The sequence below is a fragment of the Dyella sp. GSA-30 genome, from assembly GCF_027924605.1.
GTDB lineage: Bacteria > Pseudomonadota > Gammaproteobacteria > Xanthomonadales > Rhodanobacteraceae > GSA-30.
Map to the genome: position 1 here is coordinate 1,704,945 of NZ_AP027042.1, position 15,649 is coordinate 1,720,593.

The window sequence follows — 15,649 nt, forward strand, 5'->3', positions numbered from 1 at the left end:
GCTCTTTATGGGGAGTTACCCACAGTGAACAAGATTTATAGCAAGGTTTGGAACAGGTCTCTGGGGACGTTGGTCGTCGCGTCGGAGTTCGCACGCGCCAGCGGAAAGGGAGGTTCGTCGCGCCGGATGCGTGCAGCGGTGGGTGCGATCGCGTTGTCGGCGGCTATCGCTGCCAGCGGTGCGCAGGCGACTACGGCGGATGCAACCAAGGAGAAAAAATCCACTGAGGCTTCGTTGCAGGGCGTGCCGGATGATAACGGCAGCTACGCCGATGGTGGCGCCACCGTGGCCGCACGCAGCGCGACCGCCATCGGCAATGGCGCACAGGCGATTGCCGATGGCAGCAGCGCGTTCGGTGCCAATGCGCGTGCAACCAAGGTCAGCGCGTCTGCCTTTGGCAACAACGCCAATGCAGCGCAGACCAATGCGACGGCCCTGGGTGCCAATGCGCAGGCGTTGCAGGCGACGGCGACGGCAGCGGGTTCCAACTCGCAGGCGCGTGCCAATGCGGCAACAGCGCTCGGTTACGACGCGCGGGTCAACGACAATGCCGCCAATGGCACGGCCATCGGTTCGCGCAGTCAGGTACAGGCGCAAAATGCGGTGGCGCTGGGGGCCGGTTCGATCGCCGATCGTGCCAATTCGGTATCGGTCGGTAATGCCAACAGCGCGCGCCAGATCACGAACGTCGCGGCCGGCACGCAGGCCAACGACGCCGTAAACAAGGCACAGCTCGACGCGGTGGCGACGGATGTTTCCGATGCCAAGCACTATTTCAAGGCCGATGGCGCTGGCGACGGTAGCGATGACGCGGTTATCGATGGCAATGGCGCTATCGCGATAGGCAGCAGCGCTCAGGCTGTCAACAACGCTGCCGTGGCCGTGGGTGCGCAGAGCATCGCCGCGGGTATCGGCGCGGCTGCTTTCGGTCAGGGCGCTGTCGCGTTCGGTGATTCTTCGGTGGCGCTCGGCCAGGGCTCGGAGAGCCTTGGTTTCGGCAACACGGCAGTCGGCGCACATGCTTCGGCAGATGCCGACCAGGCGGCGACCGCCATCGGCGCGCTGAGCCAGGCATCGGGTACCGGCTCGACCGCGATTGGTGGCGGCACGATCGCGCTGGGCAATGGCAGTTTCGTCGGCGGCTTCGGTGCCGGCACCAACGGCGAGGCGAGCGTGGCGCTTGGCGCAAACTCGCTGGCCGTCAACGGCGACTTCGGCGTGGCACTGGGCGGTTATGCGACGTCGGTCGGCACCGGTGCGGTAGGTGTAGGCTCAAACAGCTTCGCCAACGGGCAGCACAGTGTTGCTGTCGGCTACAACGCCGCCGCCGAAGGCGACGGAAGCGTGGCGATCGGTGGTAGCCAGTGGACCGACACGAACGGCGATGGCATGCCTGGCGTCGGCGAAGCGACGTTTGCCCAGGGCACCAACGCCTTGGCCGTCGGAAACCTCGCCGGCGCAAGCGGTGCCGGTGCCATGGCTATCGGCGCCGGTGCGACGGCACTTGCCGCTGACGCGACATCGCTGGGTCGTGGATCGCTGGCCAATGGCGAGGGCAGTACGGCAGGTGGTGCGCTCAGTACGGCCGACGGTGCGCAGGCTTCCGCCTATGGCCATCAAAGCGCCGCTCTGGGCGATTATGCGACCGCCATCGGCGGCGGTAGTGCGGCGTTGGCACAGGGCGCCAGCGCGCTGGGCAATGGTGCGGTTGCGCTTGGCCAGTTCAGCGCCGCAGCCGGCTACGGTAGTACAGCCAGCGGCAACAACAGCGTTGCCTATGGTGTCGGTACGCAAAGTGCCGGCGATTCCAGTGTCGCCATCGGTGACTCGGCGCAGACGGTGAGCGGGCCATCCATCGCTATCGGCTCACACGCGTACTCAGGCGGCACCAATGTCGCCATCGGCGTCAATGCATCGAGCGAGGGTTTCATGGCGGTGGCCCTCGGCAACGGTGCCGTGACCACCGGCACGATGAATACGACGGTGGGTGCGCTTTCCAGGGCTACCGGTTTGTATAACGCCGCTTTCGGGGTCTTCAGTATTGCCGATGGTTACGCCGCCACCGCGCTGGGCTATGCCGCTCGCGCGGAAGGCAACAGCGTCACTGCGGTCGGTACGGGTGCCAATGTCAACGGCGTGTTCAGCACGGCCGTAGGCGTCAATGCTTCGTCCGTCGGCACCTATGCCACCGCCACGGGTTACAACACGGCGGCTGGCGAATCGGGCAGTGCGTTTGGCGCGGAAAGCTGGGCCCAGGGCAAGCAGAGCACCGCGCTGGGTTTCAACGCCTGGGGCGTGAGCGACAACGCCACCGCCGTCGGCGCCAATGCCTGGGCGCAGGGCGATAACAGCGTCGCGCTGGGCCAGGGCTCGCTGGCCGATCGCCCCAATTCGGTGTCGGTGGGTGCGGCACACGATTGGCAGGGTCTGGATGGCACGGTGTTCAAGGCCATCGATCGTCAGATCACCAATGTAGCCGCAGGGACCATGGGCACCGACGCGGTCAACCTCGATCAGCTCAACGCGGCCACGGGAAGCTTGAACCGCTATTTCAAGGCCGATGGTCTCAATGACGGCACGGATGATGCGCGGATCGAGGGCGAGGGCGCCGTCGCATCGGGCCAGAGGAGCACTGCCACGAATTTCCTGGCGAGTGCCTACGGAAGCGATGCGCAGGCAACTGGCCAATACGCTACGGCGATCGGTACCCAGACCCAGGCGTTAGGTGACGTATCGACTGCCATCGGCGCGCAGAGCTATGCCGTCAATCGAGGCGCGCTGGCGGTTGGTGGCTATGCAGGCGCGACGGGTGAATTGTCGACGGCCATTGGCGCCATGGCGCGCGCTTACGGTGATGGCTCGATTGCACTGGGAAGTTTCCTCAAGTGCCCCGATGGCGAAATATGCGCTTACGACGATGGCGCCCAGGCTTATGGACGCAACTCGATCGCGCTCGGTACGGTCGCCCTGACCGATGCCGACGACGGTATTGCCGTCGGCACCTACGCTTATGCGGGCGGCAAGGGCAGCGTGGCGCTTGGTGCGCAATCGGGGGCTTATGGAAACAACGCGGTAGCGCTGGGCGCATTCTCGATCGCCGACCGCGACAACACGGTTTCGGTAGGCAGCGCCGGCGCGGAACGCCAGATCACCAACGTCGCCGCCGGCACGCAGGACACCGACGCGGTGAACGTGGCGCAGCTCAAGGATGCCACCGGCAGCGCGAGCCATTACTTCAAGGCCAATGGCAATCCGGATGGAAGCGACGACGCACTCGCCGATGGCCAGTACGCCACGGCGGCTGGTTCAGGCAGCTATGCGGCCGGCGCGGGCTCGTCCGCGTTTGGCAGCGGAGCGGTAGCGCTGGGTGAGCAAAGCACGTCGCTAGGTTACGGCAGCGTGGCCATGGGCGACGGCAGTGTGGCGGTGGGTGCCAATGCGCAGAGCAGTGCCAGCAACGCGACCAGCGTAGGCAGCTACGCCTCGGCCGGTGGGGCATCCAGCGTGGCCTTGGGCAACAGTGCGAATGCGAGCGGGATATCCGCTCTGGCGTTCGGAAACAACGCAGTTGCCAGTGGTTATCAGGGTGTGGCGATCGGCGATGGAAGTTCCGCGACCGGTACGCTGTCCCTCGCTGTTGGCGTCACGGCCAAGGCATCGGGCGTCGGCGCATCGGCGTTCGGCTATCTTGCCCAGGCGACCCAGGGCAATAGCACAGCATCCGGTATGTGGTCGGCCGCGAACGGTGAATTCAGCAGTGCCTTCGGTGCAAGCAGCTGGGCCGCGACGGCCAATACCACATCGATCGGCTACAACAGTTGGGCGCTGAGTGGCTTCTCCACGGCTTTGGGTGCCCAGGCCAAGGCGCTCGATTACTACTCGACCGCCGTGGGCGGCTATTCCATGGCGCACGCGGACAATAGTGTGGCCCTGGGCTATGGCTCGTTCACCGATCGCGAAAACAGCGTATCGGTGGGTGCCGCCAAGGATTGGACTGCACTGAATGGCACGCCGTTGAAAGCCATCAACCGGCAGATCATCAATGTGGCCGCGGGTACGGAAGATACCGATGCCGTCAACGTTGGACAGTTGAATGATGCGATCAGCGGTGTCGGTGCGGACATGGCCAATGTCGCCAAGTACGACGATGCCAGTCACGGCAAGCTGACGTTCGATGCTGCCAATGGCACGACGCTGAGCAACGTCGCGGCAGGTGCGATCAGGACGGGCAGCATGGACGCCGTCAATGGCGGCCAGCTGTACGACGTGGGCGATCAGGTGGCGCAGATGTTGGGCGGTGGTGCGGCGATGACGGCATCAGGGCTGATGGGGCCGATGTACAACATCCAGGGTTCCACGTATTACAGCGTCGGCGATGCCTTCAGTGCGGTCGATGGAAAGTTGGGTGAGCTCGATCATCGCGTGGGTGCGCTGGAGGGTGGCACTGTCAACGACAGCGCGCAGTCGCGTCCCGCCCGGACCGAAGCGATAGCGGCGGCTGCACCGGTCCAGGTGCCGACGCCGGAAGCGGCACCCGCCGCGTCGTCAGGTGCCGCCGCGGCGAGCCCGGCAGTAGTCAGCAATGTCGCTGCCGGTGTTGCCAACACGGATGCGGCGAACGTCGGTCAGGTGCAGGAGGCTCTGGTGACCGCCAAGAACTACACCGATGCCACGGCATCGCAGACGCTGGACCAGGCCAAGTCGTATACGGATCAAAAAACCGCGGGCCTGGTGTCGAGCGGCGATTTCGATGCTTTCAAGTCCGACGTCAATACGCGTTTCAACGGCTTGGACACGCGCCTGAATCGCGTCGGTGCGATGGGTTCGGCGCTCGCCGGCATGGCCGGTGCCATTGCTGCGGCTCCAGGCAACGACAACCGTGTCAGCGCGGCCGTAGGCGGCTACCGCGGTCAAGGGGCGTTGGCGGTGGGTTATGCCCGTCGCATTCCGGGCAATGGCGCGGTGTTGGTGGGTGGAACCGTCTCGGGGGGCGGCGAATCCAGCGGCACGGTCGGCGTCAGCTTCGGCTGGTAAGGCGAAGGCGCGGCTACCTCGCGCCTGTCGACTGGCTTTACATGGCTGCGTCCGGTGTACGGACGCGGCCCTTGAGCCGGGTCGAACGCATCGCCCGGCTACTCATGGGCTCATCGGCCCGTTCATCGATTACCTCTTTTGGGGAGCACAGAATGAAGTCGTTTCACTCCATCCGTTTTAGCGTTCTGGCCGCGTCGCTGGCTTTGGCCATTCCCTCTATTCAGGCTGCTGATGCGCCGCAGATTGCCGTAGCAAAGATGACGGCGATTGCCTCGCAGTCAACGCTGAACTACAACCGTTTCATCGTCACGTATCGCGATGGCACACGTGAGCGCAGCAACTCGGGTGCTGCCTTGCAGAACGTCAATGCTGCTGTGGGTCGCGCCGGTCTTGACCGGGCCACGCGCAGTGCAAGCGGCCAGGCGCTGGCGTCATTGACGCTGTCGCATCAGCGCAAGCTGGCCACCGGTTCCGAACTGGTGCGTTCGTCGCGCAAGCTCAGCGCGAGCGAGGCCAATACCTTGATGCAACAGATTGCCGCCGATCCGGCGGTTGCCCACGTCGAGCCGGATGTGATGATGCATGCCGTGCGCGATATCGCCGCGCCGGCCGCACTCGCATCGAAGGCCGCTGTGACGCCACAGACATTCACGCCTAACGATCCGCTCTACGCGCAGTACCAATGGCATTTCAGCAATGCGACCGGTGGCGCCAACATCAATAACGCCTGGGATCTGGCCGATGGCAACGGCGTGACCGTTGCGGTCCTCGATACCGGCATCACGCAGCATCCGGACATCGACTTGTCCCTCGCCGATGCTGGTTACGATTTCATCAGCGATGCCTTCGTTTCCGGACGTGACACCGACGATCGCGTGGCCGGTGGTTGGGATCTGGGTGACTGGACGACCGGAGACGCCTACGCGGAATGCCGCAATGTCGGCGATCCCGGTGACGACAGCTCCTGGCACGGCACGCACGTGTCGGGCACGGTAGCCGAACTGACCGATAACGGTGTCGGTATGGCCGGTGTCGCACACCATGCCAGGGTGTTGCCGGTGCGTGTGCTTGGTCATTGCGGCGGCTATACCTCCGATATCGCCGATGCGATCGTGTGGGCCTCGGGCGGTCATGTCGATGGCGTGCCGGATAACCAGAACCCGGCACAAGTCATCAATATGAGCCTGGGCGGCGGCGGGTCGTGCACTGCCAGCAGCGTCACCGGGCAGGCGATTGCTGGTGCGATCAGCCGGGGTACGACCGTGGTGGTCGCCGCCGGTAACAGCAACGCAGACGTATCGCAGTTTTCGCCGGCAAGTTGCCCGGGCGTCATTGCGGTGGCATCCAACGGCATTACCGGCAAGCGCGCGTACTACTCGAACTACGGATCGGGCGTAACGATTTCCGCGCCCGGCGGCGGTGTCTATCCGAATGACGGCAGCAGCGGCACACCGACCAATGATGGTTTCGTATGGTCGGCGATCAATGCCGGTACGACGACACCGGGCAATGCAACTTATGGCGGTATGGCCGGTACCTCGCAGGCTACGCCGCATGTTGCAGGCACGGTGGCCCTGATCCTCAGCGCGACCAGGGAAGCCGGGCTGGCCACGCCATCGCCCGATACGATCAGGAGCTTGTTGACCACCACCGCGCGCCCCTTCCCGGCGGCGCCTGACCAGCCGGTGGGCGCGGGTATCGTCAACGCGTATGCCGCCGTCAACAGTGCGTTGGGCAACGACAACGGTGGCGGTGACGAACCGGTGATTGCGTTGACGCGCGGCAGCGTGTTGGGCAGCCAGACCGGTGGCACCGGTGCAAGCTTGCTGTACTCCATCGACGTGCCGGCCGGCGCACGCAGCCTCAATATCCGCAGCTTCGGCGGTACCGGCGATGCGACGCTGTACGTGAAGGCGGGCGCGGCGCCCGGCAGGCTTGGCGAAGGCGCCGACTTCACGTCGGACAAGCCGGGTAACAGCGAGGCGGTGGTGGTGAGCAATCCGCAGGCAACGACGTACTACGTCCGTGTTCTGGCCAAGAATGCGTTCAGCAATGTATCGGTGATGGCTACCTATACGGCGCCCTGATCGCGCATCGAAAAGTGTGACGAAAGAATCCCGGCGCGGCCGGGATTCTTTTTTTGGGCAATCAGAAGTTCCGTCACGCTTGCCGTTGTCGCGGCAAATGCAATCGTTGTAGGAGCGACTTCAGTCGCGACCCACGGTTACGTCACGGCCTGTCGCGACTGAAGGGAGCCTCGAATAACCTCAGTCTTCCCATCGTCATTCCGGCGCAGGCCGGAACCCAGTGACATCGGTTTTCAGTTTTCGCGATAGAGCCGACTTTTGCAGACTCTCGCGATAATCGATCGCAAAGCCACTGGGTTCCGGCCTGCGCCGGAATGACGAGTAGGAGGGGTTATTCGAGGCTCCCTGAAGTCGCTCCTGCAAAATCAGGCTATTCCTCGATAACGCGAGGCCTTTCCGCGGCAAACGTTCTAGAGCGCATGGCTAGCTGTATCACACACGTTACAGGCGTAGCGTTCGCCTGCTATCTGCGCATGGTGCGCGGAATGGAGGTGTACGACATGGCTACGCAACGAAAAGCAGCGCTGACCCTGGAAGGGATGATCGAGAAATACGGCATCATTGCACTGGCTGCATTGCACAACCCACAGATATGGGAAGTGGTTGGTGGCGGTATCGGCGGCGGTATCCGCAATGGCATGAGCGCTGCAGCGAAAAAGCAGCTGCAAAGCGATCTCAATGCGGTCTATGGCGCGCTATTGCAGAACGCCAAGGCCGGCGATGCGATTTCCGGCGCGATTGCCGCACAGGTGGCGGTAGGCAAAGCCGCGCTGCACTGAAAGTAGCGGCCTCGACCGCACATAAAAATCCCGACGCCGGGGAAGGCGTCGGGAAAAGCGTCGTCATTGATGACGCATTGAGGAGACCATGAAGAAGGTCCGGTATGACGCTGCGTTGTGCGCGCGACTGGCGCTTGGAGCCTGAACCAGCCGCTGCAGCTTTCCACGGCACGCACGGTGCAGCGTCATTCCGCAAGCTTGGACACGGTCTTTGCGCCGAGGTTCCCCGCCTTCTTGCGATCGCAAAAAAAAGCCCCGCATGGCGGGGCTGGAACTCAAGCGGGGGCTGAGGAAAGTCGAACGGGTCGAGGGATTGCGGGGGTTATAACGGCTATTTAACGATTGAGCAGGGGCTGCCAATCCGGGTCGGGCTCTTCGCCTCCGGCTAGCGCACATCCTGGTGCGCCAGCCGCCTGGGCTTCCACGGTCATCCCTGGCACCGTCCCTGGCAAGAAGTGAAATTCATGGGGCATGACGTTCTCCTTATGTCAGTGCAGGGCCAGCACCAGCAGGCCGAACAGCAAGGCGCCAGTGGCCAGTGCGATGCGCAACGGTTCGAAGCTGTGCAATTCGGCGTTGGGATCGACTGGGACGATGTCGGGCTTGCTCATGGGAGAGTTGTCGTTGGGGGCTTGCTGCCTATGAAAGCGCCCGGCGCGGCGGATGAAAGGACGCAAGTCGGGCGTTCGAGCGACAGCATCTGACAAAACGCTGACAGGGTTTTCCTACAACTTGCGTAAGAGGCCGTGCCATAGCACCCTGGCGCCCGTCATCCAGAGGAAACGCCGCCACATGGGCCGCAGCATTGCCATCGTCGAAGACGAACCCCTGATCCGCGCCAACTACGTCGAGGCATTGCATCGCTTCGGCTACGACACGCGTGGTTACGGTTCGCGCCAGGAGGCTTCGACCGCCTTCGCCATGCGCCTGCCCGAGCTGGTGATCATTGATATCGGCCTGGGCGACGAGCCCGAGGGCGGTTTCGATCTTTGCCGCGAGCTGCGCGCCAAGTCGGCCACCTTGCCGATCATCTTTCTGACCGCACGCGATTCCGATTTCGACGTGATCTCCGGCCTGCGCCTGGGCGCGGACGACTACCTGAGCAAAGACACCAGCCTGCACCAGCTGGCCGCGCGCATTGCGGCGTTGTTCCGTCGCATCGAGTCGTTGAAGGCGCCAGCCTCCAGCGAGACGGTGATCGAGCACGGTCCGCTCAAGCTCGAATCCGAGCGCATGCGCATCACCTGGGGCGATGTCGAGATCCCGCTTACGGTGACCGAATTCTGGATGGTGCACACGCTGGTGCGCTTCCCCGGCCACGTGAAAAATCGCGACCAGCTCATGCGCGAAGCCGAGCTGGTGGTCGACGACGCCACCATCACCTCGCACATCAAGCGCATCCGCAAGAAATTCAATGCGATCGCGCCGGAGTTCGATGCGATCGAAACCGTGCACGGCGTGGGCTACCGGTGGCGGCCATGAGGCCAAGGCTGTTTCTGGCCGGCCTGCTGTGGATCTTGGTGGCATCGCAAGCGCTGGCCGACGGTGTCATCGCTTATGGCAAAGCCGGCGGCAAGACACCGGGCTGGGCGATTTCCACCAGCGTGCCGAAGGAGTGGACCACCGACTGTTGCCAGTACGCGCGCGCCATCGGCGTGAACCTGGTGATCTATCGCGGCGAGTGGACCGGCGAGCCAGACCAGGTGATCGTGCTCAATGTCTGGCCGCGCAAACTGCCGACGTTGGAAGCCGAATGGCAGGATGACCGCAAGCACTACCTGCAGCGCGATCCGGCCGGCACGTTCCAGCCGTTTGCGGTGCAGACGAGCAAGCCGATGACCTGCAACGGCAGTCTTTATCAGGGCAGCGACCACGTCGACGACGTGGTGGTGTTCTGCGATCCGGGTGAATCGACCGGCATTCGCCTGAGCTGGTCGATGACACTCGCAGCCAACACGGCGAACCGTCAGCAGGCGATCGATCTGTTTCGCCAGGTGGTCGCGCAGAGCAGCTATATGGTCTACGAAGACAAGCATTCGGCGCCTGCCGAGGGCTCATCGAAGGGAAAGCCCAAGGGAAAGTCTTGAGTCAGCGTAGCCTTAGCGCATGAGCCTGCGTCGCAAACTTTTATTGGTTGCGCTGTGCACACTGGCCTTGCCAGTGGCCGGCTGGCTGTATGTGCGGCAGATGGAAGAACTGCTGCGCAGCGGGCAGGCGCAGGCCTTGACCGCGTCGGCCGGCGCGGTCGCGCGCAGCGTGGTGCTCGGCGGTGAGTTGCCGACCACCGGGCAGAAGGTCTGGTATGTGCAGAACGCGCCGACGCCGATCACCGTCGACGGTTACGGCGACGATTGGGCGCCGATGACGCCGTGGAGCCAGCCGCTCGGTTCGCGTGCCAAGCTGTTACTGGCCGAGGACGATCGCTGGCTGTATTTCTACCTGGATGTGCGCAGTACCCGCCGAACGCGCGCCGATAGCGGCGACGCCAATGCTCTGGCCGCCGACCATGTGGTGCTGACCCTGGGCAACGACGGCAAACAGCGCCGCTATCTCATTGCCAGCGCGGCGCCCGGTCCCGTGACTGCGTTGCCGCTGGATCCGTCAGTGGACGGCCTGCCCGATCAGCTCACCGTGCAATGGCAGGAGGACGGCAGCGGTTATCGCGTCGAAGCGCGCATCCCGCGTCCTTTACAGCAGCTCGGCCTGGGCGTGTTCGATGCTGCCGCTGGCGATACACAGCCGCTCGCCGTTGAGGAACGCCCGCTGCTCAGCTACTCGCGCCAGCTTTCCGATGAACTCGTGCAATTGGTACCGAGTGGCGTACGCGCGCGCGTGCTGGCGCCGCAAGGCTGGCTGCTGGCCCAGGGCGGGCATCTTTCCAGCGCGGCACTGGCGCGCGAGCAGCCCGGCTGGTTCGCGTCGCTGATTTATCGTTCGCTGCTGGCCAACCGTCTCGATGATGCCGCGCTGTGGTCCGAAGATGCGCCACGTCTTGAGCTGGCCGAAGTGCAGGAGGCCGCCCATGGATCGCCTGCCAGCGTCTGGCGCCAGGGCGAAGCGCGCGGCAGTGTGGTGCTGGCCGCCGCGGTGCCGATTCAGCGCAACGGCAAGGTCGATGGCGTGTTGCTGCTCGAACAGTCCAGCCGTGCCGTCCCTTTGCTCGCCAACCGCGCGCTGTTCGGTTTGCTGTTGACCAGTTTCGGCGTTCTGCTGGTAGCCGGCGGCATCCTGCTCGCATTCGCTACACGGCTGAGTCTGCGCCTGGGCCGGCTGCGCGATGCCGCCGAACGCGCGCAATTGAACGATGGACGTCTGGAAGGTCGCTTCCCGATGACCGATGCGGAAGATGAAATCGGCGATCTGGCGCGCAGCTTTGAAAATCTGCTGGAGGTCGTCGGCGGCTATACCGACTATCTGCGCACCTTGGCGTCCAAGCTGTCGCACGAGCTCAACACGCCCCTGGCGATCGTCAAATCCTCGCTCGACAACCTCGAGCACGCCTTGCAGGAGCGCCATGCAATGCCGGTCGAGGCACAGCCGTATATGGCGCGGGCACGTGACGGCGTCGCGCGGCTGGGCGCGCTGGTGCGCGCCATGAGCGAAGCCAGCCGGATGGAGCGTTCCATCGCCGCGGCTGAGCCCGAGGATGTCGACCTGGTCGAAGTGGTGCGGGGTTGCGCCGATGCTTATCGGCCGCTGGTGGGCGCGCGCAGCCTGCGCTGCGAGGTGCCCGAGACGCCGTTACATTTGCACTGCGCGCCGGAACTGATCGCGCAGGCGTTGGACAAATTGCTGGACAACGCCCTGTCGTTCACGCCCGAGGACGGCTGGCTGGCGCTCAGCCTGCGCCCATGGAGCGACGGCGGTGCGGATGGCGCGGAGATCGAACTGGCCAACCAGGGCCCGCCGCTGCCCGCGTCGATGCAGGGCCGCCTGTTCGATTCGCTGGTCAGCCTGCGCGACAAAGCCACCCCGGGCGATGCGCCGCATCTGGGGCTCGGGCTGTATGTGGTGCGCCTGGTGGCCGAGCGACACGGTGGCAATGCCGAGGCGCGCAACCTGGATGATGGGAGCGGCGTGACTTTCACACTGCGTCTGCATGGCATGCCGCGCGCGAGACTTTAAGTTCAAGAGCCACCCCCTCACCCCCCGCATAGCCAGGGGAGAGGGGGCGCACTGAGGCAAGCCTTCGATACTACGCGCTTTTGCTCCCTCTCCCCCGGCTATGCCGGGGGAGAGGGTTGGGGTGAGGGGGGCTCTTGGCCACACAAGCTCGCCAACCCCTACAATGGCCGTTTTCACCGTTCTGGCCATTCGAGATTCTCCCCACGTGATTTCCCGAGACGAATTCGACGCGCTGGTGGCGCAGGGGCATACCCGCATTCCGCTGGTGCGCGAGGTTTTCTCCGACCTCGATACCCCGCTGTCGGTGTACATGAAGCTGGCCGATGGCCCGTATACCTTCCTGTTCGAATCGGTCGAGGGCGGCGCCACGTGGGGACGCTATTCGATGATCGGTTTGCCGGCGCGTCGGGTATATCGCCTGCGCGGGCATGAGCTGGAAGTGGAAGACGCCGGCGAGATCGTCGAGCGCCGGCACCTTGAAGACCCGCTCGCCGAAATCGAAAAACTGCGCCTGCAGTTCGACGTGCCGCGCTTACCACAGTTGCCGGTATTCAGCGGCGGCTTGGTCGGCTACTTCGGTTTCGAGACGATCGGCTATATCGAGCCGCGCCTGGCGCAATGGGATCGACCCGACGAGCTGGGCACGCCCGATGTGCTGCTGATGCTGGCCGAAGAAGTGGCGGTGTTCGACAACCTCAAGGGTCGCCTCTACCTGATCGTGCATGCCGATCCGACCCAGCCGCAGGCCTACGCACAAGCGCAGCGCCGACTCGATGCGCTGGTTTACCGCCTGCGCCAGGGTGGCTCGGCCTATCCGCAGCAGACCCAGTCGGTGGCACTGGACGAAAGCGATTTCAAATCCTCGTTCACGCGCGACGAATTCGAAGCCGTGGTCGAGCGTGCCAAGGAATACATCCGCGCGGGCGAAGTGTTCCAGGTGGTGCCTTCGCAGCGTCTGAGCGTCGGTTTCAATGCACGCCCGGTGGATGTCTATCGTGCGTTGCGCGCGATGAACCCGTCGCCTTACATGTATTTCGTCGATCTGGGCGATACACAGATCGTCGGCTCCTCGCCCGAGATTCTGGCGCGTCTGAAGGAAGGCAAGGTGGTGGTTCGACCGATCGCCGGCACGCGCAAGCGCGGCGCGACCGAGGCCGAAGACAAGGCACTGGAAGCGGATCTGCTGGCCGATCCGAAAGAGCGCGCCGAACACGTCATGCTGATCGACCTGGGCCGCAACGATGTGGGTCGCATCAGCGAGACCGGCACGGTGGAAGTAACCGAGTCGTTCGTGATCGAACGTTATTCGCACGTCATGCATATCGTTTCCGAAGTGCAGGGCACGTTCCGTCAGGACATGAGCTATATGGACGTGCTCAAGGCGACATTCCCCGCCGGTACCGTGAGCGGCGCGCCGAAGATTCGTGCATTGGAAATCATCCAGGAACTCGAGCCCTACAAGCGCAATATCTACGCCGGCGCGATCGGTTGGATCGGCTGGTGGGGCGATGCCGACACGGCAATTGCCATTCGTACTGCGGTTATCCAGGATGGCCGCCTGCATGTGCAGGCGGGTGCCGGCATCGTCTACGACTCCGATCCGGCGGCAGAATGGGAAGAAACCATGAACAAGGGACGCGCGCTGTTCCGCGCCGTGGCACAAGCGGCCAAGGGCCTATGAGTGCCGTCCTGATCATCGCCGAGGAGTCTTCGTGCGCATTTCTCGTTTTGTTTTCGTTCCGCTGATGTTGCTCTCCATCGTTGCCAGTGCGCGTGAGCCGGCCGGTCCGGTATGGCGCGATACCGCACTCGAACGCACCCAGGTACTGGCGTTGCTGCAGACCTTGAACGCGAATCTGCTCAGCCAGTCGAGCGCCACGCAAACCTTGCAGCAATGGTGCGATGCGCATCACCTGGCGCAGGAAGCGAAGATCGTCGCGCATCGCGTGACGGGTGAGGACAAGCCCTTGTCCACCGACGACCGCACCTTGCTGGGCATCGGCCCGGACGAGGAGGTGCGTTATCGGCATGTACGGCTGGCGTGCGGCGACTGGGTATTGTCCGACGCGGACAACTGGTACGTGCCGTCACGGCTGACGCCTGAAATGAACTATCAGCTTGATCATTCGGACGTACCGTTCGGCACGGTGGTCAAGCCATTGGGTTTCCGTCGCCAGACGTTGTCCGCTGGGTTGTTGTGGTCGCCGTTGCCGAAGGGATGGGAAACGGATGCCAAGGTGCCGCCGCCGAGCGGCAAGCCAATGGCGGTTGCTCCTTACGTGCTGCAGCATCGCGCTGTGTTGTTTCGGCAGGACCAGCAGCCATTCAGTCTGGTTGTTGAGACCTATACGGCTGATGTGTTGGCGTTTGGTCCGCGGAAGTAGCTGCCGAAGGCCAAAAGCCCCCTCACCCCGGCCCTCTCCCCCGGCGAAGCCAGGGGAGAGGGAGCTAAAAGCGCGCAAAGTTCAAACTTGCCTCAGTGTGCCCCCTCTCCCCTGGCTTCGCCGGGGGAGAGGGCTGGGGTGAGGGGGCGCAAGAGGCGATGCGAAGCGAGCCTGCAGCTCTAAGCGGGCATCATCAACGCCCCAACGCATCATCCAACGCCGGATAAAACCGCTCCGGCGCCTCAAGCATCGGCGCGTGCCCCAGACCATCCAGCGGGATCAGCCGCGCACCAGGAATCGCCCTGGCCGCCTCCTTACCTAGCGCAACGTAGTCGCCAAGCTTCGCCGCAACAGCGGGCGGCGCGATGTCCCGGCCAATAGCCGTGCGATCGGCCTGACCGATGATCAGCACCGTAGCCACGTTGATGTTCGGCAACTCGTGCACCACCGGCTGGGTATAGATCATGTCGTAGGTCAGCGCACCGGCCCAGGCAGCAGTATCGCGGCCATCGCCTTCGTACATGCCGGCCTGCAACAACACCCAGCGGTCGTACTGCGGCTTCCAGTGATTGTCGTAGTAACTCTTCAGCTGATACGCCTTGATCGTCGCGTAGCTGGTTTTCAGCTCGTTCTTGTACCAGTCGTCGACGCTGCGCCACGGCACGCCCTTGGCCTTCCAGTCTTCCAGGCCGATCGGGTCGACCAGCACCAGCTTTTGCACCGCATCGGGAAACATCAGCGCGTAGCGCGTGCCGACCATGCCGCCCATCGAGTGCGCAACGACGATGCTCTTGTCGATACCCAGGCTTTGCAACAGTCCATGCGTATTGGCGGCGAGCTGATGAAAGCTGTACTGGTAGTCGCGTGGTTTGGACGATTTGCAGAAGCCGATCTGGTCCGGAACGATCACCCGATAGCCCTGGTCGCGCAGCCGTTCGGCGGTCGCCGTCCAGTAGGGTGCGCAGAAATTCTTGCCGTGCAGGAGCACGATCGCCTGGCCGTTCGACTTGGCCGGTTGCAGGTCCATATAGGCCATCTGCAAATCGTGACCCTGGCTGTGCACATCGAACCAATGCACGGGGTAGGGATAGTCGTAGTGCTCCAGGCGAGCGCCCAGCGGCGCGACCTTGGGCGTGTCGTCTGCATGGACGGTGGCGGCTGCCATAGCGAGCACAAGCCCGGCGACGAGGAGGCGAAGCATGGGCATTCCTGGCGAAAAGCTGAAGAAGGCCAGTATAGC

At 63.8% G+C, this 15,649-nt stretch carries 11 protein-coding genes; 8 read left to right on the top strand and 3 right to left on the bottom strand.

Translation table 11 applies throughout. The features are described from left to right. Positions 1-24: 24 nt before the first annotated feature. The 3 genes from QMG46_RS07525 to QMG46_RS07535 all read left to right on the top strand — a co-directional run bounded on the left by QMG46_RS07525 (position 25) and on the right by QMG46_RS07535 (position 7,900). Positions 25-5,034: an ESPR-type extended signal peptide-containing protein gene (locus QMG46_RS07525; protein ID WP_281851873.1), complete on the top strand. Its 5,010-nt coding sequence runs from the start codon at positions 25-27 to the stop codon at positions 5,032-5,034. Positions 5,035-5,186: 152 nt separating this feature from the next. Further along, positions 5,187-7,121 (top strand): S8 family peptidase, encoded by a 1,935-nt coding sequence (locus QMG46_RS07530; protein WP_281851875.1) that lies wholly within the window; start codon positions 5,187-5,189, stop codon positions 7,119-7,121. A gap of 500 nt (positions 7,122-7,621) precedes the next feature. Next, positions 7,622-7,900 (top strand): hypothetical protein, encoded by a 279-nt coding sequence (locus QMG46_RS07535; protein ID WP_281851876.1) that lies wholly within the window; start codon positions 7,622-7,624, stop codon positions 7,898-7,900. A gap of 335 nt (positions 7,901-8,235) precedes the next feature. Here QMG46_RS07535 and QMG46_RS07540 read toward each other — a convergent pair whose 3' ends face one another. Both QMG46_RS07540 and QMG46_RS07545 read right to left on the bottom strand, forming a co-directional pair. Further along, the gene (locus tag QMG46_RS07540) at positions 8,236-8,373 is read right to left on the bottom strand and encodes a hypothetical protein (protein WP_281851878.1); all 138 of its coding nucleotides are present in this window, start codon (positions 8,371-8,373) and stop codon (positions 8,236-8,238) included. A gap of 15 nt (positions 8,374-8,388) precedes the next feature. After that, positions 8,389-8,511, bottom strand: coding sequence for a hypothetical protein (locus QMG46_RS07545; RefSeq protein ID WP_281851879.1), 123 nt, complete (start codon positions 8,509-8,511; stop codon positions 8,389-8,391). Between the two features lie 181 nt (positions 8,512-8,692). Between QMG46_RS07545 and pdsR the strand changes: the two genes are divergently transcribed. The 5 genes from pdsR to QMG46_RS07570 all read left to right on the top strand — a co-directional run bounded on the left by pdsR (position 8,693) and on the right by QMG46_RS07570 (position 14,409). Next, a complete protein-coding gene (pdsR, locus tag QMG46_RS07550) occupies positions 8,693-9,382 on the top strand; it encodes a proteobacterial dedicated sortase system response regulator (protein ID WP_281851880.1) in 690 nt (229 codons plus the stop codon). Continuing rightward, positions 9,379-9,987 carry a hypothetical protein gene (locus tag QMG46_RS07555; protein ID WP_281851881.1) on the top strand — a complete coding sequence of 203 codons (609 nt, stop codon included), beginning with the start codon at positions 9,379-9,381 and terminating at the stop codon, positions 9,985-9,987. Before pdsR ends, QMG46_RS07555 begins: the two co-directional genes overlap by 4 nt. Positions 9,988-10,006: 19 nt before the next feature. Then, the gene (locus tag QMG46_RS07560; protein WP_281851882.1) at positions 10,007-12,025 is read left to right on the top strand and encodes an ATP-binding protein; all 2,019 of its coding nucleotides are present in this window, start codon (positions 10,007-10,009) and stop codon (positions 12,023-12,025) included. Positions 12,026-12,230: 205 nt separating this feature from the next. Beyond that, positions 12,231-13,706: an anthranilate synthase component I gene (trpE, locus tag QMG46_RS07565; RefSeq protein WP_281851883.1), complete on the top strand. Its 1,476-nt coding sequence runs from the start codon at positions 12,231-12,233 to the stop codon at positions 13,704-13,706. A 31-nt stretch (positions 13,707-13,737) separates the two neighbouring features. Further along, on the top strand, positions 13,738-14,409 hold the full coding sequence (locus QMG46_RS07570) for a hypothetical protein (RefSeq protein ID WP_281851884.1): 672 nt from the start codon (positions 13,738-13,740) through the stop codon (positions 14,407-14,409). A gap of 193 nt (positions 14,410-14,602) precedes the next feature. Here QMG46_RS07570 and QMG46_RS07575 read toward each other — a convergent pair whose 3' ends face one another. After that, complete coding sequence (locus QMG46_RS07575; RefSeq protein ID WP_281851885.1) at positions 14,603-15,610, bottom strand: alpha/beta fold hydrolase; 1,008 nt, start codon at positions 15,608-15,610, stop codon at positions 14,603-14,605. Positions 15,611-15,649: the final 39 nt, after the last annotated feature.